Annotated in this window: 21 protein-coding genes; 5 read left to right on the forward strand and 16 right to left on the reverse strand. The window is 32.4% G+C overall.

Features of this window, described 5'->3' with window-relative positions:
- Positions 1 to 303: 303 nt before the first annotated feature.
- Positions 304 to 810: an acyl-CoA thioesterase gene (locus tag K9V48_RS17330; protein ID WP_224140296.1), complete on the reverse strand. Its 507-nt coding sequence runs from the start codon at positions 808 to 810 to the stop codon at positions 304 to 306.
- Positions 811 to 1,105: 295 nt separating this feature from the next.
- Here K9V48_RS17330 and K9V48_RS17335 point away from each other — a divergent pair, with 295 nt between their 5' ends.
- On the forward strand, positions 1,106 to 1,789 hold the full coding sequence (locus K9V48_RS17335) for a hypothetical protein (RefSeq protein WP_224140297.1): 684 nt from the start codon (positions 1,106 to 1,108) through the stop codon (positions 1,787 to 1,789).
- 111 nt (positions 1,790 to 1,900) lie between these two features.
- Here K9V48_RS17335 and K9V48_RS17340 read toward each other — a convergent pair whose 3' ends face one another.
- A complete protein-coding gene (locus K9V48_RS17340; RefSeq protein WP_224140298.1) occupies positions 1,901 to 2,656 on the reverse strand; it encodes a YheC/YheD family protein in 756 nt (251 codons plus the stop codon).
- 222 nt (positions 2,657 to 2,878) lie between these two features.
- Between K9V48_RS17340 and K9V48_RS17345 the strand changes: the two genes are divergently transcribed.
- On the forward strand, positions 2,879 to 3,958 hold the full coding sequence (locus K9V48_RS17345) for a YheC/YheD family endospore coat-associated protein (protein ID WP_224140300.1): 1,080 nt from the start codon (positions 2,879 to 2,881) through the stop codon (positions 3,956 to 3,958).
- A 106-nt stretch (positions 3,959 to 4,064) separates the two neighbouring features.
- On the opposite strand, the gene K9V48_RS17350 is transcribed toward K9V48_RS17345, so the two are convergent.
- The 12 genes from K9V48_RS17350 to K9V48_RS17405 form a co-directional block, all read right to left on the reverse strand.
- On the reverse strand, positions 4,065 to 4,691 hold the full coding sequence (locus K9V48_RS17350; protein ID WP_224140301.1) for an acetyltransferase: 627 nt from the start codon (positions 4,689 to 4,691) through the stop codon (positions 4,065 to 4,067).
- 17 nt (positions 4,692 to 4,708) lie between these two features.
- Positions 4,709 to 5,404, reverse strand: a complete 696-nt coding sequence (locus K9V48_RS17355) for an acylneuraminate cytidylyltransferase family protein (protein WP_224140303.1) — start codon at positions 5,402 to 5,404, stop codon at positions 4,709 to 4,711.
- Complete coding sequence (locus tag K9V48_RS17360) at positions 5,401 to 6,885, reverse strand: CDP-glycerol glycerophosphotransferase family protein (RefSeq protein ID WP_224140304.1); 1,485 nt, start codon at positions 6,883 to 6,885, stop codon at positions 5,401 to 5,403. The genes K9V48_RS17355 and K9V48_RS17360 overlap by 4 nt, the downstream gene beginning before the upstream one ends.
- A 111-nt stretch (positions 6,886 to 6,996) precedes the next feature.
- On the reverse strand, positions 6,997 to 8,469 hold the full coding sequence (locus K9V48_RS17365; protein ID WP_224140305.1) for a glycosyltransferase family protein: 1,473 nt from the start codon (positions 8,467 to 8,469) through the stop codon (positions 6,997 to 6,999).
- A gap of 62 nt (positions 8,470 to 8,531) precedes the next feature.
- Positions 8,532 to 9,503: a Gfo/Idh/MocA family oxidoreductase gene (locus tag K9V48_RS17370; protein ID WP_224140306.1), complete on the reverse strand. Its 972-nt coding sequence runs from the start codon at positions 9,501 to 9,503 to the stop codon at positions 8,532 to 8,534.
- Entirely contained in the window at positions 9,488 to 10,483 is a 996-nt protein-coding gene (locus tag K9V48_RS17375; protein WP_224140308.1) for a Gfo/Idh/MocA family oxidoreductase, read from the reverse strand. The genes K9V48_RS17370 and K9V48_RS17375 overlap by 16 nt, the downstream gene beginning before the upstream one ends.
- A gap of 54 nt (positions 10,484 to 10,537) precedes the next feature.
- Positions 10,538 to 11,362, reverse strand: a complete 825-nt coding sequence (locus K9V48_RS17380) for an SDR family oxidoreductase (RefSeq protein WP_224140309.1) — start codon at positions 11,360 to 11,362, stop codon at positions 10,538 to 10,540.
- Positions 11,346 to 12,287, reverse strand: coding sequence for a Gfo/Idh/MocA family oxidoreductase (locus K9V48_RS17385; RefSeq protein WP_224140310.1), 942 nt, complete (start codon positions 12,285 to 12,287; stop codon positions 11,346 to 11,348). The genes K9V48_RS17380 and K9V48_RS17385 overlap by 17 nt, the downstream gene beginning before the upstream one ends.
- Positions 12,281 to 13,078 carry an SDR family oxidoreductase gene (locus tag K9V48_RS17390; RefSeq protein WP_224140312.1) on the reverse strand — a complete coding sequence of 266 codons (798 nt, stop codon included), beginning with the start codon at positions 13,076 to 13,078 and terminating at the stop codon, positions 12,281 to 12,283. The genes K9V48_RS17385 and K9V48_RS17390 overlap by 7 nt, the downstream gene beginning before the upstream one ends.
- A complete protein-coding gene (locus tag K9V48_RS17395) occupies positions 13,065 to 13,784 on the reverse strand; it encodes an acylneuraminate cytidylyltransferase family protein (RefSeq protein WP_224140313.1) in 720 nt (239 codons plus the stop codon). The genes K9V48_RS17390 and K9V48_RS17395 overlap by 14 nt, the downstream gene beginning before the upstream one ends.
- Positions 13,785 to 13,813: 29 nt before the next feature.
- The gene (locus tag K9V48_RS29440) at positions 13,814 to 15,181 is read right to left on the reverse strand and encodes a CDP-glycerol glycerophosphotransferase family protein (protein WP_224140314.1); all 1,368 of its coding nucleotides are present in this window, start codon (positions 15,179 to 15,181) and stop codon (positions 13,814 to 13,816) included.
- A gap of 6 nt (positions 15,182 to 15,187) precedes the next feature.
- Positions 15,188 to 16,207 (reverse strand): polysaccharide biosynthesis protein, encoded by a 1,020-nt coding sequence (locus K9V48_RS17405; RefSeq protein ID WP_224140316.1) that lies wholly within the window; start codon positions 16,205 to 16,207, stop codon positions 15,188 to 15,190.
- A gap of 342 nt (positions 16,208 to 16,549) precedes the next feature.
- Here K9V48_RS17405 and K9V48_RS17410 point away from each other — a divergent pair, with 342 nt between their 5' ends.
- Genes K9V48_RS17410 through neuC form a run of 3 tightly spaced genes read left to right on the forward strand, consistent with a single transcriptional unit; the run spans position 16,550 to position 19,907 of the window.
- Positions 16,550 to 17,653 carry a DegT/DnrJ/EryC1/StrS family aminotransferase gene (locus K9V48_RS17410; protein ID WP_224140318.1) on the forward strand — a complete coding sequence of 368 codons (1,104 nt, stop codon included), beginning with the start codon at positions 16,550 to 16,552 and terminating at the stop codon, positions 17,651 to 17,653.
- 60 nt (positions 17,654 to 17,713) lie between these two features.
- Positions 17,714 to 18,775, forward strand: a complete 1,062-nt coding sequence (neuB, locus tag K9V48_RS17415) for an N-acetylneuraminate synthase (RefSeq protein WP_224140319.1) — start codon at positions 17,714 to 17,716, stop codon at positions 18,773 to 18,775.
- Positions 18,768 to 19,907: a UDP-N-acetylglucosamine 2-epimerase gene (gene neuC / locus K9V48_RS17420; protein ID WP_224140320.1), complete on the forward strand. Its 1,140-nt coding sequence runs from the start codon at positions 18,768 to 18,770 to the stop codon at positions 19,905 to 19,907. The genes neuB and neuC overlap by 8 nt, the downstream gene beginning before the upstream one ends.
- A gap of 46 nt (positions 19,908 to 19,953) precedes the next feature.
- Here the strand turns inward: neuC and K9V48_RS17425 are convergent, their stop codons facing one another.
- Together K9V48_RS17425 and K9V48_RS17430 are read right to left on the reverse strand one after the other, a co-directional pair.
- The gene (locus K9V48_RS17425) at positions 19,954 to 21,294 is read right to left on the reverse strand and encodes a coiled-coil domain-containing protein (protein ID WP_224140322.1); all 1,341 of its coding nucleotides are present in this window, start codon (positions 21,292 to 21,294) and stop codon (positions 19,954 to 19,956) included.
- Positions 21,295 to 21,367: 73 nt separating this feature from the next.
- The gene (locus K9V48_RS17430) at positions 21,368 to 21,691 is read right to left on the reverse strand and encodes a hypothetical protein (RefSeq protein ID WP_224140324.1); all 324 of its coding nucleotides are present in this window, start codon (positions 21,689 to 21,691) and stop codon (positions 21,368 to 21,370) included.
- Positions 21,692 to 21,701 lie beyond the last annotated feature (10 nt).

The following is a 21,701-nucleotide window of genomic DNA, read 5'->3' on the forward strand; positions in this document are numbered from 1 at the left end:
ATTAATGAGCGGGGGCAGAAGGAACAGTATGCATCGATTAGGTAACAAATTGCAAAAAGTCAAATAGCCTTACTCATTTTTATCTTTTCACCTTGCGAGCGCGCACGTATAGGTTATCTTTAAAATGATTGATTTGCTAATAATGCGAAGCTAAGACGGGGAATAGCAGAGTTCTTGCTTATTCGATCATGGGGATCTTGATCATAAAAAACCCAATTTCATTTTTATGAGAATGGGCTTTTTATGATTAGCTTATTCATTTGTAGTAAATCCGTAACTTCCATTACTGTGCTTTTTAAAAAATTACAATGTAACAACTGTTGCAAATGACTGACTATGTTCTCTGCGTTCTTTACGCTGAATAATGCGTTGTTGTGCTGTATTGTACAGCGAAATTTCTTCTTGCGATTCTGGTATGACTTTTGGGACGAGCATAGGTTTCCCTTGATCATCTAAAGCGACAAAGGTTAAAAAAGAAGTAGCGGCAAGCTTTCGTTCTCCAGTTTTTAAATCCTCAGCAATAACCTTTACAAATACCTCCATAGAAGAACGTCCTACATAGGAAACATAAGAGCTCAAGTTTACTGAATCACTTTGACGAATGGGTATTAAAAAGTCTACAGAATCAATGGATGCTGTTACGACCTCGCCACGTGAATGTTTTGCTGCTGAGATTGATGCAACATCATCAATATAGCTCATTAATTTGCCACCAAATAATGTATTGTGGTTATTCGTATCTAAAGGAAATACTCGTGCTGTTTTAAAAACCAGTGAATCTTTACATTTTTTTTCTGTTCTTTCTTCCATTATGGATTCTCCCCTTACCGTTTTTACCGAAAATAGACAATTGTGTACTTGTTATGAAGTATGTAATAAGCGATTTTTAAATTAAATCTTAAACATTCATCACTTTTTGGCTAATAAATCATATTTTACATTAGGGAATAAACCTAGTGATTTATTTTTATGCTGTCCTTAGATCGGATGTTAAGTGAATCAATTATGTTAAAAAGTAATTAGGTGTATTTATATCATAAATTTTCTTTTGGTGTATGTAAAGAAAACTAAAATATTAAGGTTGATTAAGGAGTGAATTTGGCAAATGGTATTCAGAATGTGGCGATCCGATAAGGAAATTGCACAAGAAATTACCCATCAATACATTGAGGATATAAAAAAGGTAGAAAGTAATATTCAAGAATTACAGCTTAAAATACATGAATATGAGGGTGCATTTGATAAAATAAACAATTTTCTCAATCAATTTGAGGAAAAAGGAAAAGAGAGCAGTAATCAAATAACAGATGTCTATGAAAAATTACAAAGCATATATGAAAAAGATGAGATTAATACAGAAAAGATTTATCAGTTAGAAAATGAACTAAAAGCATACAAAGAAGAAATAAATGCATATAAAGAAGAAATAAAATCTTATCGCAATGAAATGAAAGCTTTGGAACGGAGAATCAAGGAAGCACAAACGGTTCCTATGGCAACAGAAATAGCGCCAGTAACAGAATCGTTAAACTCAAAAAGTAAAGGTAAGAAAATGAGAAATATAGAATTTGCGAATCAAAAACAGATTTTTCAGCAAGGCAGTTTTCGAGATACCATTCAACGAGTATATCCTCAAGAAGGATCAGATCATCAAAAAGGAAGTAATCGTAAATTAAAGGAATCAGCTAAGAGTCGTTTTGTATCTAACCAAGATTCCACAAATCAATATTATCCAAAAGATATAAAACCAGCTCGCGCGACTGTGTTTAATCCATTTAAGTATTCTTGATCGTGATTTTATTCCTCAAAGTTATTTTAAAATAGTTTCGATTTTGTCAACTATAATAAAAATGAAGGTCACTCGATTTTATAAGCTCTTTGAGTGACCTTTTTACATTATTTATCGAAATTTCTTTTTATTAATCTTAAAGCTTTCAATTGTTTTATACATTGGCATTAGGGACTCTAATTCAAGAAATCCTTTCGTTTGAGGAGCGGCGTTTACTTCTATAATCCAAATTTCTCCTTTCTCATCGATTCCAAGATCGCACCCCCATATCATATGATTAGTGAAATAACGAGTTAGACATTTTGATATGGATAATGTAATAGATTCTAATTTTACTAGGAGTTTGTTCATGTTGAGGTTTTTAATAGTAGAATTTTTTAAAGCTTCCTCAACTGTTAAGATGCTCGATCCATGTTCAAAATTCGTTACAGCATATCCCTCTTTAGCAACTTTCGCATACTTTCCAGTTATAGTCCAATCACGATCCTTTCTTTGAATAATGTATCTAAGATCTATTGGTCTCCCAAAGACCTTAGCCAATGGAATATAGTATTGGACAATATTGGGTATAAAATCGTTTTCTTGATTTTTTAAATAGATATATAGTGTATTTTGCCCATTTATATGTTTCTTTTTATTTAATATAAGTAGTTCGTATTCCTCCATTCCTATTTCTGTAACCATTATAATTCCTTTACCAAGTGAACCGCGCGTTGGTTTAATAACCACATTTTTGTACTTGTTTAGTAAATCAATAAGATTTTTTTTAGTAAGTATTTTTGATTCAGGTATAAATTTTGCTAATTGTGGATCTTCCATCAATAGTTGATTTTTGTGAAATTTATTATTTATTTTTGGCTTATTCATAAATAATACTCCTCAGTAACGCTATATTTTTTCTGAGTAAACAATTAAGAGTTCTATATTGTAGATTATTCAAAATCAAATATAAAAGGAATTGATTTTGAATAAAATAGGAGATATGCCCAATCGGATTATTTCTACAAATAGGAACAAAATCCTGTACTGTTGTGGATGACCATAGATTTTTGAGGTTAGATTGAATCTATTTTTAGAGGGAGGGAAATCATGAGTAACTATTTAGGGATTTTAATAACTTCTTATTTATATAATAAAACTAGGAAGCAAATTCCTACTCACGAGTGCTTATCTTTCTATGAAGATGCTTGTAATGAATATGGATTAACTCCTTGTTTTTTCAGAATTAGTGATATTGAAGTTAGAGATAAGAATATAAAGGCATTAGTAAAGATGGAAAATGGAGAGTATTCACTCAAGAAATTGACTAAACCAACTGTTATTCATAATCGTGGATTAGGTTTTCAAAAGAAAGATCAAAATAAAATAGAGTTACTCCAAAGAGAGGGAGTCATTATTTTTAATGAATGTACTCGTTATCAGAAGATAGATATTCATAATTTCCTTATTAAAAATAAAAAAATAAGTCAACATTTACCTGAAACGCATCCAGCAAACACAAATAATTTTTATCATATGTTAAAAAGACATAAAGAGATTTTAATAAAGCCTAATAATGGCACTCTTGGAAAAGGAATCATAAAACTTACTCAAAAAAATAATGATATGTGGTTGTTGATGAGTATGGGGAAGGAACAATTGTTTTCAGTTAAAAGAAAATGGCCCAAAGAATTAGAAACCTTCATTTCTAATTCAGCCAACATTATTCAACAAAGAATTTCCCTTGCGACTTACCAGGGAAATCCTTTTGACATAAGAGTTTCAGTTCAGAAAAATAGATATGGGGAGTGGCAAATTTCAGGAATGGTAGCTAAAGTTGCTAAAAAGGGGATGTTTGTAACAAACGTTGCATCAGGGGGGAAATGTTATCTTTTAGAAACAATACTTAACAATGATAGAAGTATCGATGAGAATAAGGTAAAAAAAGATATTGAGAAATTTTCTTTATTAATTGCAGATCAACTTAGTACAGAACTTCCTACCTTAGCAGATGTTGGACTTGATGTTGGTCTTACTAAAGAAGATTTTCCAATGTTAATAGAATGTAATGCCAGGGATCAACGTTATTCTTTTAAAGAAGCAGGTTTATACAATGAGTGGAAAGAAACTTATTTCACACCAGTAGGGTATGCTAAATACTTAATGGAAAAGAAGGATAAAGGAAGCTAGCGGCAGAATAGTATAACTTGAAAGGAAAATTGATATAGTGAATAATAAAACCTCTATACAAGGATCTATATGCTTGTATAGAGGCAAAGTGAGAAAGTTTTGCTCATTAACCTTTTGAAGAAATAATTTTTGCTGGAACTCCTACAGCAACACTGTCATCAGGAATGTCTGTTATTACAACCGCTCCTGCTCCAATTGTACAACGTTTACCTATTTTTATATTAGGGATAACGATTGTTCCAGCTCCTAAGTCGCTCAATTCACCTACTGTCACATTGCCTGCTAAATGGCTTCCTGGTCCGATATTAACATGATTCTCAATCCTGCAGTCGTGATCAATGCTTGATGAGGTGTTTATTATACAATTTTCTCCAATTTGTGCATCCGAGTTAATAACGGAACCTGCCATAATGGAGGTTGCCTTTCCAATAGTTGAGTTTTTAGATATGACACTACTAGGATGTATAGCAGTGGCGAGTGATAAATTGTGTAATTGGAGCAATTCAACTTTTTCTTTCCGAATTTTGGGATTCCCAATTGCAACATGCCATGTGGCGATTGTTTGGCTCCATTTCAAGATATTAGTAAGAGAATCTGGATATAAATTGTATTTATCAAAAGAAGTATGAATGGGAGAAGTAGAAAAAAATGTGAAATCATGAAGTGAATAGACCTCTTCTAAAATATCTTTAACTACCTTTGCGTGTCCTCCTGCTCCAATTATTCCGATCATAATAGTAAGGCCTCTTCTCATTTTTTCTCTTTTCCCATTAGAAATGAGGCGATTTGAAAATCAAATTCAGTGTCAATATCAATTGACTCATTTGGTGACATCAAATAAGGATAAGTCTTTTCACTATAGAAAGATTTGTTTTTCTTTAGATAAGATGTTTTTACTGCATAAATGGCGCCATTTAATCGAAAAACATGTTTATTAGTTTCGAAGTGTTTCAAATCCAGTTCTGAAAAAAAAGGAGTCATTGTTTCTTCATGAGTAAATTCTAACATAGAATTCAAAGTGAATTCCATTGGACAAACACTCAATACAGAGTCTGCATCTTTTTGTTGTAGTAATCGAAGTGCTTCATCAATATGCCTTTCCGTACGTAAAGGGGAGGTAGGCTGTAATAATACAATAACATCCGGTTCATATCCCTCTTTATTTTTTAATTCCTTTAATAAATGTAAGCAGGTATCAATTACATTTGAGTGGTCTTGTGCTAATTCGGAAGGTCTAATAAAAGGTACTTCTGCTCCTGCCTTCTTTGAGATAGTAGCTATTTCTTCATTTTCAGTAGATACTAAAACTCTGTTCACAAGAGGGCATTTTTTTGCAGCCATAATAGTATATTCAATCATAGGTAAACCATTTAATTTTGTAATATTCTTCTTAGGTAATCTTTTTGACCCACCTCGTGCAGGGATAATTCCAACTACTTCGTTCATTTACTCACCTCCATTAAAGCACTAACTATGGTCCTACGGGTTAATACAGATGGTCTCCCCGGCGAATTAATGGTATTCTTTAGGAATTTTTGTGTTTGTGATAAGACAATATTAATAAACTCTGGATCTTTGGATAATTTTGAAAGTGTAGCCGAAAGGCCATTTTGATCATAAATAACAGGACCAGCTCCAGCTCTTACAAGGTGTGAGTGAAAATTGTTATTTTGAATTTCATAATGATAGGGAATTGGAGGTTGTAAAACAATTATCCCTTTTCCTAATAAAGCAGCTTCAATACTAGTTGATGAAGAGACAGTCATGACGATATCAGTATTATGAAGAATATCATATAAATTATATTCAATCTGAGAAACTATAATGTTTTTTTGATTAACAAATAAACTATTGTAATCATATTTGTCGTGTGGATGAGGACGTATAATAAGAGTAAGTGGATCGTTTGGACCTATTGCTTCTTTAATCCAATCGATAATTGTCAAATTTGTACTTTCGATAAATGGCTGTGTAGTAAATGTTATTATTTTGTGATGGGAAGGAATCGAAAGACTTTTAAGGAAATCCAATTTTGGCATAGGACTAAAGTATTTCTTATACTCAAAATTAATATTTCCAGTTTCATATATTTTAGAAGCGGGAATCCCTCTTTTTTGTAGCCAAATTTTATAATTTTCTCCCCATGCACAGTGATGTGAAGCTCTTGTAGGGATTAATGATCTATCAGAAATCAATACTCGTGGGATATTGAAAAATGGCAGGTTGTACTGTTTAGCTAGGAGAGAAAGTGTTGTCCCAGGGTTTACAATTTCTACATGGTCAACAATTACTTTAATCGGATAATTATTTATAAGTGTTTTTAGAACATTGATGATGCGAATGGCAATCCTAAGGTGTTTAAATAACCAGGTTGTGAATTCTTGACTTTTGAATAGGGGATGGATTTTAATATTGTTAAGAATCTTTATAGCTGTACTTTCGATATCTTTAAAAGCTATTGCAGAAACCTTTTCATTTATAAAGTTTTGTCGATATTGAAAAATCTGCATTTGTTTTGGTAACTCCACATTCTCTAGAGTTCTAAGATCATTATCATTCGTTACCATAAACATTACCTCATGTCGAGCGAGTTGTTTAAGTGCAAATGGTGCCATTATTCCAGGCATAAGAATCATTTTACGAATAGGGTCAGCTGAAAGATTTTGTTCTAATCTTGGATTACGAGATAATGTGTGCTGTGCATCCTTCATCGTTATTAATGAGTGCTTTTTTTTCATACTTGTCACGTATTGTTCATTATTGATATTTTCATTTACATGTTCTTGAATATAGGCATGGAAATACCTAATAATAACTAAAGGTAATTCTATATTAAAGTATTTTAGGGATGAGAATGTCTCGAAAAATTCTTTAGTAAGACTGTATCGAAGAGTATAATGATTATTTAAAATATCTTCACCATACATTTTGCTAATATCTCCTTCCATTAAAAAAATAAAATAGTAGAATTTTGAACATTCTATAATGTAACTAAAAAATGGTAAGCTTTTTAAAAGAGTTACATTAAGGATACCTTTTTATAACTCACTCATAATAATTCTATAAATTAAGACAGATGGTCTTCCCGGCGTATTGATGGTACTTTTTAAGAATTTTTGGGCTTGCGATAAAATATTATTAACATAATCAGGTTCATTAATTAATTTGAAAAGTGTATTCGAAAGATCATCTTGATTATTAATAACAGGACCTGCTCCGGCTTTTACATAATGAGAATTAAAATTATTATTTTGAATTTCATAATTATAGGGAATTGGAGGTTGTAATACAAACACACCTTTTCCTAACAAAGCAGCTTCAATACCTGTATTAGAAGAAATAGTCATAACAATATCAGAATTAAAAAGAATGTCATATAAGTTAGTTTCTTCGGATGAAGAAACCATAATGTTTTTTTGGTTAACAAATAGTTTTTTATAATCAATTTTGTCAGTTGGATGAGGTCGTATAATAAGAGATATCGGATCGGTTGGTGCTAGTGCATTTTTAATCCAACTGACAATAGTTAAATTGGTGCTTTCATCGAATGGTTGGGTAGTAAACGTAATAATTTTATGTTGCAATGGGATAGAATGAACATTAAGGAATTTATCTTTTGGCATTGGGTTATAGTATTTCTTAAACTCAAAATTAATATTACCAGTTTCATATATTTTTGATGAAGGTATACCTCTTTCTTGTAGCCAATTTTTATAATTTTCTCCCCATACACAGTGATGTGAAGCTCTGGTGGGGATAAAAGATCTATCACTAATAAAAACTTGTGGAATATTAAAGAATGGTAGATTGAACTTTTTAGCTAGTAGAGAAAGTGTGGTTCCAGGGTTTACAATTTCTACATGGTCAACAATTACTTTAATTGGATATTTACGTATTACTTTTTCTAGAAGACTAGTGATTCGAATGGCTATTCTAAGATGGTTAATTAACCAATTTTTGAATTGTAGACTTTTAAAAATGCTATTGATTTGATTATTGGTAAGGATTTTTTCTGCTTCACTTTTGATCTCATTAAAAGCTTGATCAGGGATTTTTTCCTTTTTCAATTCTTGTCGATAATCAAAAATTTGCATTTGTTTTGGTATGGTCAAATTCTCTAGAGCCATAAGGTCAGCATCAGTCACGACCATTAACATTACCTTTTGTAGTGAAAGTTGTTTAATTGCAAATGGTGCAAATCTTGCTGGCATTAGAATCATTTTTCGATGGGGGACTACAGATAAATCCCGTTCTAACCCTGGATTACGAGCTAATGCCTGTTGAGCATCTTTCATACTAAATAATGAGTGCTTTTTTTTCATTTTTGATACGTATTGTTCATTATTAAGATTTTTATTTACATGTTCACGAATAAAGATATGAAAATACCTAATAATAACCAAGGGCAATTCAATATTAAGGTATTTTAGTGATGAAAATGTCTCGAAAAATTCTTTTGTTAGACTGTATCGAAGGGCATAATTATTACTTAACTTTCCTTCTCCATACATATTGTTATATTCTCCTTCCAATTTACATCGTTCAATCAATCTTCATTAGATAAAAAACTCAATTATTCTCTCATCCCTTTGGCTATAAGGTCATACCAAGAGGTCGTTTTTCTATACTGCTCGTCGATTGTTACAAGTCTTTTATCATTATTTGAATTGAAAAACGATTTAACTAAGAGAAACAACCCAGGTTTAAATTTATAATCCAAATCATCACTAATTGGTACTTTTTCGATTTCAAAAGAATCTTTACGTTGAATATACAATTCTTCCATCGGACGTAGGATTAATCTGGATTCTTCTGTCATTAGCTCTAAGCCCCACCTTCCTGGAGAATTCCAATTTGCATGGTAAGAAAAGAGAATATTTTCTTTTGTAATTCCTGAACCAGTAAATATAGAGGAAGTAGGATGCCAATCTAGAGAACCTGAAGTATGGCAAGTAAGATACTTTGGTTCACCCCCAAAATAAAAGGCTGTGTCAATGACATGTGTTGAATTTGCAAGTAACCAATTCTTTTTAACTACTGAATTAATATTTGATTTAGAGATAAGGTGGCTTAATTCTGTAAAGTCAAAGTGGAATGACTGCATTCCTCCTTCATTTTTAATAATTTTTTCTGCTTTAAACGTAGAGGAATAGAACCGTCTGTTATAAGCAACATAAACTTCAGCATTCACTTTTTCAGACTTTCTAACGATTTTTCCTATTTCATTAGAATCGATGCCACCAGGCTTTTCTATTAAAATCCTTTTGACACCATGTTCTAATAAAGTAAGAGTGACTGGGCATAATTGTTCTATATTTACTGTAACGATAGCTGACGACGGGAGGGAAGTATTTTCTTTTAGATACTTTTTTAACCCACCTGTTTCTGCAGGGATATTCATCAGCTCCATGAATTTCTTTGCAGAGGAAAAGCTACGCCCCACACAGATAAATGGTTTATTAAGAGATTTAAGTACTTTGGCGTATTCGATTGCCATTCTACCTGCTCCAACGAGTAAAATTTTTTCATTCATGTTATGGGACAAAACTCAACCCTCCCAGATCCATGTTTTTCTAAGTGTGCAGTTAATGTTTGAAGTAAAGGCACATGTAATGCCCATGATTGTGAGAAATTGGGGAGGTCGCAACTTCCACCATCTACGATTTGTTGCACTGCAATATGGGTAAGTTGACTTTGATAAGGAATATTAAATTCGATCTCTTTCCATTCCCATCCTAAAGAGTCCTCTGAAATCCATGCTTTCCTCTCATTTAGTTTCAAAATGCAACGCATATGGATGTTGTTAATCTGAATAAGATGAGGGACATTTTTTTCTGGATATGAGGTAATGGTAATTGTACTTCCTAACTTACTTTTTCCTTGTAAAGTACCAGTAAACTCCAAAAAACCATGGCGTTTGCTATTTGTTGGATATTGATCAAGTAAACTTGAGTCTAAAGAAAAACTAGTATCATTTGTCAAATAAGAAACAAGATCAAGATGATGTATAGCATTAGAACCTAGGTTCAATTGGGAACCATTTACACGATAATCAATAGGCGATACTATATTTGAAGAATCATTAATTTTCTTTTTTAACATTTGGAAGAAAGGTACCATTCTTAAGGGACAGTTTACCCATGCTTTTACATTATTTTCTTTGAGAAGTACATTAATTTCTGAAAAATGATTTGGATTTTGAAATACAACTTTTTCTAGAATTAGATACCGTATTTTATTATTATTTACTATATCTTCTATAATTTTTTTTCTCACATTAGCTGGAGTAGCTACAATTACAACATCAATTTCATAAGGGAGGGAAGATAGGTTTTGATAATAGTCAACACTTTGAATCTGAGAAGGTTCGTTTATCTTCTGGTACTCTGTTTTTACTTGAAGTATGGAATCTTTATTAGAATCAACCAAAAATATTTTAACGGGGTGATCTATTAACTTAAGAGCCTGGAAATGTCGTTTGCCGATCTGCCCCACACCAATAATGGCAATTTTAATTATGTTCAACGTTCAACAACTCCTTCATTAAATAGAAAGTTTAAAGTCTGAGGAGGTTATTTATTACCAAGTACTTAAACCACCATCAACTACAAAGTTTTGACCAGTTACATAAGTAGAAGCATCTGAGGCTAAGTATATCAAGGCACCAACTAATTCATCTGGATTTCCCATACGTCCCAAAGGAGTACGGGAGGCGTAATTTTCCTTGAACTCCTCATTTTGCCCACTTTCTATCCCTCCAGGTGTTAACATATTGACTCGAATTCCTTTATCCGCCCAATAAGTAGCAAGGTATTTAGTTAATCCCCAGACTGCTGCTTTTGAAGTAGAATAAACTGCTGGAGTATTAATATGCGTGCCTAAGTAAAAGGAGTTCTTATAAATTCTTTGATCAGGAGCAATTATTCCATATATCGATGATGTTTGTATGATGGACCCACCATGTTTTTGTTTTACCATTTCCTTACCAACGTGTTGAGCAACTAAAAACATTCCATCAATGTTAACAGACATGACTTTTTTCCATTGCTCTAAAGAATACTCCTCAAATGGAGCAAAATATGCATTCAAATCGTTTGTTTTAGTCGCTGCATTATTGTGTAAAATGTCAATTCTGTTATATTTTTTAAAAGTTTGCTTAACCATATTTTCTACTTGCTCAGGCGATGAAACATCACAACTTAAACCAAGACAATCCGTTTGAAATTGTTTTGATAATTCTTTAGCATATTTTTGTGTTGAGTGGATATCTAAATCCACGACCACTACATTTGCCCCATATTCAGCTAATCCTGCACAAAAGTTTCTCCCTAATATACCCAAAGCACCTGTAACTATTGCTGTCTTTCCAGTTAAGTTGAATATTTCTTTATATGCGGATTTCATTAATCATTACCTTTCTGTTATTTTGTTTTGAAATTCGTCCTGCAATCAATAGTTGCATAAGTGAAAGAGTTGAATGATAGGGAATGGAAGGTTTACCTGTATCTATGGAGTGAAAGAAATGCCAAAGCATTCTTCTAAACATAGAAAAATTATCATTCAATATAATGTTGGTGTTCTTTTGGGTTCCCCAAAGTTCTAATTGAAAAGGTACTGGTGAAAAAATTGAGAACTTCAAATCACTCATTGTATTTATTTGTATTAAAGTATCATTTTCCATAGTAATCACCATTGAATCATGCTGACCATTTAATGAGAGAATTGATTTAGGCTCTGAAGGTAATAATGGCAATATGCTTTCAAGTAAATGTATTCCATACTTTTCCCAAGACAAAGGGCCTATACATTTTATCAAAGGAATATCTCCATATTCTGAAAGAGTGTTACGAAGTTTATCTATTTCTTTTGCATATCGCATAGCCGAACATGACATTAATTTTCCACTTTGAAGAAAAGGTTTAAAATAAAGTAACTCATTTTCGTCTAGGGAGAGGGGTTTATCAATAAAAACTGGAATCCCATTCTCTAAAAAAGGCATGGCAAATTTTTTGTGATTTTCAAAATCATCACGTGCAATGATAATTGCATCTACTTGATCTAACATATCGGTGAGGTCTTTAATAGCATGTGGAATAAGACATGCTTGACAGAGTGTTTCTGTCATTTCAGGGCACTGTGTCCAAGCATGAGTCACTTTTATATTATTGAATCCAAACTCTGATGGATCCCTTTCTTTTAAATAGTCATCAATTACCTTCCAACCTGATGACAATAAAGCTTTGCTTTCGTAACCGTTTATGATTGCAGAAAAGGAAAAAGGGTGACCATTACCCTCGTTACATCCAATCATTCCCACCTTTATTACCATATGGACCAACCACCATCTACACAGAGATGTTGTCCTGTCATATAACTAGAAGCATCAGAACAAAGTAAAGCTACTGCTCCTTTTATTTCATGAGGTTTACCGATTCTATTCATCGGATTTTTTGCCGATAATTGATCTATAAAAGTTTGGTTTTGTTGTGTAATTTCGTGAGGGAATGCTCCAGGACTTAGGCAATTGACTCGGATATCATAAGGGGATAGGAAGCTTGCCAAATATTTCGTGAATTGTATCACACCAGCTTTTGCTGCCCCATAACTTGGTGGATTAGTAAATTGTATTCCGTCATAAATTCTGTAATCAGGAGCTACATGACCATACATGGAGGTAATATTAAGAATTATTCCTTTTTTTTGCTTTAATCCAGGTAAAGCTTTCTTAATGCAATAAAAGACGGAGTTTAAGCTCATGGCTATATCGTATTCCCAGTCTTGATCTGAAATGGATTCAAATGAATTCTTCTTTCCTGACCAGGCATTATTTACAAGAATGTCAAGGCCACCAAACTTTTCCTCAATTTCTGTAAACGTTTCTGAAATAGAATCTTTGTTCATTAAATTTAATTCCATTGGTATGGCATCTGCATGAGGACCTAATCTTTCCTTTATCTCAATACATTTGTTTTTGCACTTTTCAAAGTCACGACTCGCAAGTATGACAGTGGCGCCTAATTCCGCTAATGTATAACTGATTTCGTTTCCTAAATATCCCGCTCCTCCAGAGATTAAAGCTGTTTTTCCCTTTAAATTAAATAAATCCTCAAGCTTTTTCATTGTTTAATCTCCTTTTTAATAATAATTCCGCAAGTATAAAATCAACTTCGTCATCAATATCGATAGAGTTTTCCTTTTGCATAATAATTGAACCTGTAGGTTGTGGGAGAATGGTTTGAGCACCATTTAAAATGGAGTCAATAGAAAATCCATAAACTGCACCGTTTAATTGATACGCTTTAGGCAGTTTTTGCCGAGGAAGCCAGGGATCGGCTCCTTTAATAAAAACTTCAGGAATGTTTTTATTCAGTCTCCAAGCACGATGAGGATTAAGGTCTGCTTCGCAATAGCTTGCTATTGATTTGTAGAAGTTTGTTTGATCTGTTAATAATTTTATACATTGTTGTAAATCTGAACTTGTTCTCAGTGGACTAGTTGGTTCGAGATAGAGCATATATTTTGCGTCATTACCTTCAGATCTTAATTTCATTAGAACATTTTTTATTACGTCTATCGGCATGGAATCGTCTAATGCTAAATGAATTTCTCGCTTCATTATCTCTGCACCATATTGTCTAGCGACTTCAGCTATCTGATCATCATCGGTTGAAACAATTATTCGATCTATTTCTGTTACTTGCTTTGCAACTTCAATTGTCCATGCTATAAGAGGTTTTCCGTAAAAAGATTTGATGTTTTTATAGGGGATTGTTTTACTTCCACCTCTTGCCGGAATTAGGGCAATTATTTTTTGATTATCACTCACGAAAGAATCCTCCTTTTATATAAATTTATCTAGTTTAAAATTTTTTCTAATAGACTAGGATTTAAAGTTTTGTCTAAACAAATTTCATCTTTTATTGATACTTGCGAGAAAAGTTTAAATAGAAAAGTCTGGTTGTATATGATATTAGAAAATAATTTATAAATTTCATCGAGGCTAAAAATAAATGATGGTTTTCCTTGTAAATAATATATGTTCCTTGGTTTTGAATAGAACGCAACTGGTTTTTGAGCTAATAATGCTTCATAAGAAACGGTTGAAAAAGGGGTAATAATCAAAGCCGACTTATCTATTAAATCCTGTAAAGAAACAGTACCGTGTGTGTAAAGCTTGGAATTAGTGGAGGTTACTAAGTTTTTGTAACTTCTGCTACTTTGATCTGGGTGCAACTTGTAATGAATAAATAGCTTTCCTGAAAATTTATTTGCTGCTGCTTCAATGTTTTGAATCATCTTTTTGTTAAAACTCTCTGCTAAAGGTTGTAGCGCCACTAATATATTAATTTGATTAAAAGGGACGTTAGTCTTTAGAAAATAATCTCCTTTTGGTGATTTTTTAATATAAGCTATTTTTGCACTTTTTGGAAAATGTGGTGGTGCGATCTTCATTTTTTCAGAAGGCGCGCCATATGTTTTAAGGTATTCTTCGTGTGATTTTCCCCAAACGAGATGTAGATCCGCGTTAAGTGGAAGATGCCCAAGTTCACCCAAAATGCCATGTTGAAAGTTAATAGTTTCTATATTTCTGCTTTGGGCAAATGTAGTAATTAACGCACCATGTCGATTAATTGTTGAACCATATAATGTTTTTGAGATCGAGTATTTATCAAATAGAGTATGAACTTTGCGAATGACTACTAATAACTTTTTAACCTCTTTGTTCATCCAGGTAATAAATGAATTGTTTTTAAAAAATGCTGGTATATTTTGGTTTCGGAATATTTGATTTAATTGACTAGTTACCTGTTTTTCATCTGAAATAGGCATGTTTTTTTCAGGTAGGTCATGTAAAAAATACAATGGACGGCATTGTTTGTTTCTGAACATTTTTTTATATTCATTTTGGTGATGCGCTAAATAAATGCATTTTTTCTTTAAGGTCGAAGTCAAAGAGTAGAGATCAGACCTGACTAATAAATATTCTCCGGTCTTCTTATAGTGATTATTATTTATTAAATAAGGATCGCATGCTTTTTGAATGTTTAGATTGAGTTTTGTATTCTTTTTCTCTAAGTAAGCAACATGATACTGTCGTTCCACATATTTTTGAAAATCTCTTAATAGTGGTATTGAAATTGGCATTAAGTCATAATAAATATTTGAAAAAATCTCCAAAAATTCAAGGGTAAACAACCAAATAATTTTGTTTTTTTGTTGCACTAATGATCACAACACTCCCTGTTCCAGCTTTGTTAGTATGTTAACGATGTCATCTTCCTTCATTAACTCTACTTGATCAGAACGATAGAAAGGATTCGAATTGTACTTAAAATGAAAAAAGTCAATACCTGACTTTGGTAAGATTACATATAGTTCATCATCTTCTACAATGTGTTCAAATTCATGAGCATATATGAGTTCTTCATAAAGCTTTTCTCCTGGTCTTATTCCAATCTGTTTAATCGTTGGAGCAGTTAACCCTTTTTTCTCAAAAAAATTCTGAATTGATTCTGCTAAAGTAAGAATGTTTAATGATTTCATCTTAAAAATGAAGGTTTCCCCACCATTTGAATAAAAGGCTGATTTTAATGTCAGTTGGGCTGCGTCAGAAATAGACATGATAAATCTGGTCATCATGGGATTTGTTACTGTCAATGCATTTCCAGATCTGGCTTGATTCATAAATAACGGTATGACTGATCCCCTAGAATTTAAAACATTTCCAAAACGAACTGAGCAAAACTTTGTGTGATAATTATTTAACATTGAATTTGCATTATTAAATAATTTTTCAGAAATTAATTTAGTTGCTCCCATCGTATTCGTTGGATTTACAGCTTTATCAGTACTAATATTAACTACTTTTTTCACCTTATTGAGAATACAGGCTTTAATGACATTTTCACTTCCAATTACATTTGTTTTAACAGCTTCGAATGGATGATCTTCACAAACAGGAACTTGTTTTAATGCAGCAACATGAAACACTAAGTCTATTCCTCTAGTTACATATTCTACAGATTCATATTCTCGGATATTTCCTAAATGGAAGAAAATATTCTTATGTTTATGATACTGTTGCTTCATTAAATATTGTTTACTATCGTCTTTACTGAAAATAATGATTTTTTTAGGTTGAAAGTCTATTAAAGAAGAAACAATACATTGTCCAATAGAACCGGTCCCCCCAGTTACTAATATATTTTGATCTTTGAAATAATTTTTCAACTTTGTTTGGTCAACCAAAAGATTTCCACCTCTATTCGTTTAAGGTACTCAATAGTTAGGATATGAATGTTAAGGAGGGGATGATACAGTCAGGGGTCTATTTTCAATGGTTTAATACAAGTCGGGCTAGTAGAGATGATGAAAAATCATTATTTTATCTAGTCCTCACCCATCTTAGTTGGTATAGGGTTTTTAATGTTTTTGGTTAGTTATTGAAACCAAAGTTCAAATAGAAAAATGAGAAAAGTTCAGGGTGAAAATGATAAGGGTCTAGGACATCCATTGGTTTAATACATTACATAATGAGGAAGAAATTTTTGAAAATAAGCCTTTTGGTAATCAGAAAGGATTAGATTGCATATGATTATTCCCTTGTCTAGACCTGATATCACTAACATAGAAAAAACATACGTCAATGAAGTCCTAGATTCAGGACAGTTAAGTATGGGGATTAAAACAGACCTTTTCGAAAAACAGTTTAGGGATCGTTTTGAAGCACGTTATGCTGTAGCAATGAATAGTGGGACCAGTGCATTGCATGTCGCAGTAAAATCACTTGGTTTAAAAGCGGGTGATGAAGTTATTACAACTCCTTATAGTTTCATAGCATCAGGTAATTGTTTAGTGTACGAGGGAGTAAAGCCTGTATTTGTTGATATTGACCCTTTGACCCTTAATTTAAATACCTCGTTGATTGAAGGCACGATCACTTCAAAGACAAAAGCAATTTTGGCTGTGCATATATTTGGTCAACCGTGTAATATGGATGAAATTATGAAGCTAGCAAACAAATACCAATTATCCGTAATTGAAGATTCTTGCGAAGCTATTGGAGCCGAATGGAAAGGAACGCCTGTAGGTCTAATAGGTGATGTTGGTGTATTTGCTTTTTATCCAAATAAACAAATCACTACTGGTGAAGGTGGAATACTTGTTACAAATCATAAGAATATTTTTGAAATGGCAAAAGCTTTACGTAATCAAGGGAGAAGTCTAACAAATGAATGGTTAGATCATGAATATATCGGTTATAACTATCGAATGTCCGAATTGCAGGCTGCTGTTGGGCTTGGACAAATGGAACGACTTGATGAAATCCTTCAAAAAAGAGAACAAGTAGCTAATCGCTATTTACAATTAATTGGAAAATTTAATCTTCCTGTATTAATCCCCAAAATAGTAAATGACTGCAGAATAAGTTGGTTTGTTTTTATCATCATTCTTCCTAAGGGTGTTAATAGAAATCTAATAATTAATCATCTTTCAAGTCAGGGAGTTCAGTCAAAGCCATATTTTCCATCAATCCATTTGCAGCCTAGTTTTCAAAAAAAGTTTGGCTCTCAATTGGGTAATTTTCCTCTTAGTGAAGAAATGTCAGAACGTACGTTAGCGATTCCTTTTTATACCAATTTAACTCTAGAGGAGCAAACTTTTGTTATTCAAACCCTAAAAAAAATAGTTTAAATCTGTAAAATAAGACTTTTAGAAAGTTGTCAGTTTTATCCTGTTCAGAGGAGGTAAGAAATGGAATTTAATTTAGGGAGAAAAACAATTACTCCTGATGGTGAAGTATTCATTATAGCTGAAATCGGAGTGAATCATAATGGTTCAATCAAATTGGCAAAACAACTGATAGAGTTGGCAAAAGATGCAGGAGCGGATGCGGTAAAATTTCAAACATATCAAGCGGAAAGTTTAGTGACTGCTACTAGTGAATTAGCTGATTATCAAAAGAAAAGTAGTTTTAAAACTCAAAAGGAAATGCTGCAGCAATATCAGTTAAGCAAGCAGGAGTTTGTAGAGCTTAAAGAATACTGTGATTCTGTAGATATCCTGTTTCTATCTACCCCCTTTGACTTACAAAGTGCGGATTTTCTAGTAGAAATAGGTGTAGAAGCTTTTAAGATAGGGAGCGGTGATCTGACTCACTTTCCCTTACTTTCCCAGATTGCTTCCTATAAAAAGCCTTTGATTATCTCAACTGGAATGTCGACTCTAAGGGAAATAAAAGCAACAGTTGATTTTATACCTGGTGATGTCGCATATGCATTGCTTCATTGTACATCAGCTTATCCAGCTCCTTACGAAGATCTTCATTTACGTGTAATTGAACAATTAAAGGAAGAATTTAACTGCCTTATTGGTTACTCTGATCATTCAATGGGTTTAGAAATACCTTTCGCAGCTGCAACTTTGGGGTATAAAATCCTTGAAAAGCATTTTACCCTTGATCGAAATTTAAAAGGCCCAGACCATGAAGCTTCATTAATCCCAAATGAATTCAAACAAATGGTGGAAGGAATTAGGAAAATAGAGAAGGCAATGGGAACTAATATGAAACAAGTGACACCTGTAGAAATTAAAACAAAAGAGGTTGTCCGAAGAGGAATTTATGCTGCACAAGATTTAACGAAAGGTCATGTAATAACATCTAATGATTTAGACTATCTCCGCCCAGTGGCTGGTATTGAAGCTTGTCATTATCAAGAAGTAATTGGAAAAATAATAGTTGGCAATAAGAACAAAGGAGAGCCTTTAACATGGAAGGATATAAAAGGGGGGAGCCTGAGGGGAATAAATGGATAAAAAAACAATTATCTGTTTTTCTGGTACAAGGGCGGATTTTGGGATTTACCGATCACTTTTATTTGAAATAGAGAAAGACAATTTATTTGATTTGAAGCTTGTAGTAACAGGTATGCATTTATTAAATGAGTATGGATATACCATTGATGAGATACGTAAGGATTCCTTTGAGATTGTTGATGCACCATCTATTTTGTTTAAAGGTGATTCAACTTATGCAATGTCACAATCTGTGGGAATAGCTATTATGTATTTTGCAAATATTCTTGAACAATCTAAACCAGACGGTATCCTACTACTAGGAGATCGAGGTGAAATGATAGCTGCCGCAATTGCCGCTCATTATCAAAACATAGTAACCTTTCACTTGCATGGAGGTGAAAGGTCAGGGTCTGCAGATGATGCTATTAGGCATGCTATTTCACAGTTATCTAATTTTCACTTTGTATCAACAAATCGTTCTAAAAACAATTTAATAAATATGGGAGTGGAGGATTCAAGTATTTTTGTTACAGGTTCTCTGAGAAAACATGATGTTAATTTTATAAAATCAATGGATCAAGAATATAAGGAATACTTAAAACGGAAATACAACTTATCCTCGACTAAAAAGACGATTTTATTTGTTATGCATCCTGATTCAAAAGAAATAATCTCTTATAAAGAACAGGTGGATTCGGTCATAACAGCTTTAGAAGGGATTCATAACATTGACATTATTATTCTAGGTTCAAATAGCGATGCGGGTGGAGAGGTTTTTAGAAAATCAATTAAAGAATTTAGTAATCTCAATAAGCATGTAAAGTATTTTGAATCACTTCCACCAAACGAATATTTGTTTTTACTTTCAGAAGTTCATGTAATGATTGGAAATAGCAGTAGTGGAGTTATTGAAGCACCATTTTTCAATCTTCCATTTCTAAATATAGGAAAACGTCAACAAAATCGGGAACAAGGAAGTAATGTATATAACGTTCCTTATATTATTACATTGATTGAGAAGAATCTAAAAAATATAATAAGTGAACAAAAAAAGAATTATGATAATCCTTACGATGTATTAGAGTCACCAGCTACGGAAATTGTGAGACAAATGAAAATTTGGATGAAATCTTCATCTCACGGTGATTAATGAAGGCGATCTAAGTCAGTATTAAAAATATATAGAACTTAATTAGTCATTCAGATCGTTTCTTTTTTGGGTGACTTTTTTTCTGATATATATTGTTTTGAAGACTTTCTATTTCGTTCGTAAAATCCTCTAGTTTATTCTCAAGTTCATTAATAAGAAGAGATTTTGAATCTAATTTCTCTTCATAATCAAACGAATGCTCTAAGATTTCTTTAAATTGCTGCTCTAATAAGGTCAGGGTAGAAAATTGATTATTCTCGTTAGTAAGTAGAGAAATGATTGAACTAAATGAACTAATATCTATTTGTATCTTTCCAATTTTATTAATGATCCCATCTTGATTCCTTTTTAAGTGAATTATTTCATCTTTGAACCAATTATACGTGTCTATTAATGTGAGGTTCCTTCGATTAACTTTCTGTAATTCTTGTATTTTTTCATTTAATTCTTTCATATGTTTATCGTTTACTTCTACCTTTTGGTGTAAGTTATGATTTTTAGAGAGGAGAGAGCTGCTTTCTTTTTGGAGGTTCGTATTTAATTTTTCGAATTGCTGTTGTACGGTCTGTGCTTCTTCTAGTTTTTTCTGATAATGACCTAATTGACTTTGAAGATTATTGAATTTTATTGAGCGCATATTTTCGGTCTTTTCAAGTTTTTCGAGTACTGACTTTAGGTTCGAGATTTCTTCCAGCAAGTCAAGATTTTCTTTCTTAAGTTCTTCTTTTCTATTCGTGAGATGTTGTAGGTCGTTTTGCAGTTGGTTAATCTGCTCATTTTGCTCTTGGTGAAGTTGTTTATCGGCCTGTTGTTTACGTTCGATCTCTGTAATGTAGGTATCTAATTTTCTGTTTTTATCCTTTAAATTATTTGAAATTTTCTCAAATTCCTTTTTTTCATCCTTGTAAGTTTGGATATCTTTATGTAATTGCTCGATTTGAATGGATAAATCCTTATTCATAGTTTGGTAATGACTAATTAATTCCTTTTGTTTATGATTTTCTGTCTGTAAATTCATATTTTTAGTCTCTACATTTTCAATATCAGTTTGTTTTAGCGTTAATCGAGTATGAAGAGAGAGAATAGCCTTATTCATATTCCTAATTTTTATTCTATCATTCTCTTGATTCTCCTCAAACGTAGAGATTATTTCTTGATAATTTGTAATGGCATTTGTCAGCTTTTCGATATCGTTATTTTTATTTAAAAGAGATGCATTAAGCTCTTTTTCTTCCTTTAATTTCAGGTTTTCTTGTTTTAGTAATTTTAATTGGGAGTAGTGGTAGTTGTTCTCATAGTCTTCTATTTTGGCTTTGTATTTAGCAAGTTCTGCTTTGAAAAAAATAATTTTTTGTTGAAGTTGGGTAGGATCCTTCATCTTACTCACCTTAGAATTCATTTTCCTTCCTCCCTACTCTAGGGTATTCAATACCCAACATGAAACGCTACTTTACTCGTTGTTAAGTTTCCTTTTTTAAGAGACTAATAATCTCATTAAAGCTTTTTTGGTTAGTAACAATGATAGAATCCAATGCTTCGATCAACTCATCAGGAACTAATTCACTTTCATTTCTATTTGCTGTTTTATCGTTATTTCGAGCTTCCTTTTTCATTAATAAGTAAACCATCAACATGTTTAATGTATCACTTTCCAAATAAATAGAACTGTTATTATCCTTTTCCGTATTATTAAGTTTTTCAAGCTGTTCTTGAATATATTTACTCGTTATTTGCTTTAAAAGGGATTCTTGGTCTTGATTATCATTTGTTTCTATTTTCCCCACCCCATTTTAT

The sequence above is a fragment of the Metabacillus rhizolycopersici genome, from assembly GCF_020075705.1.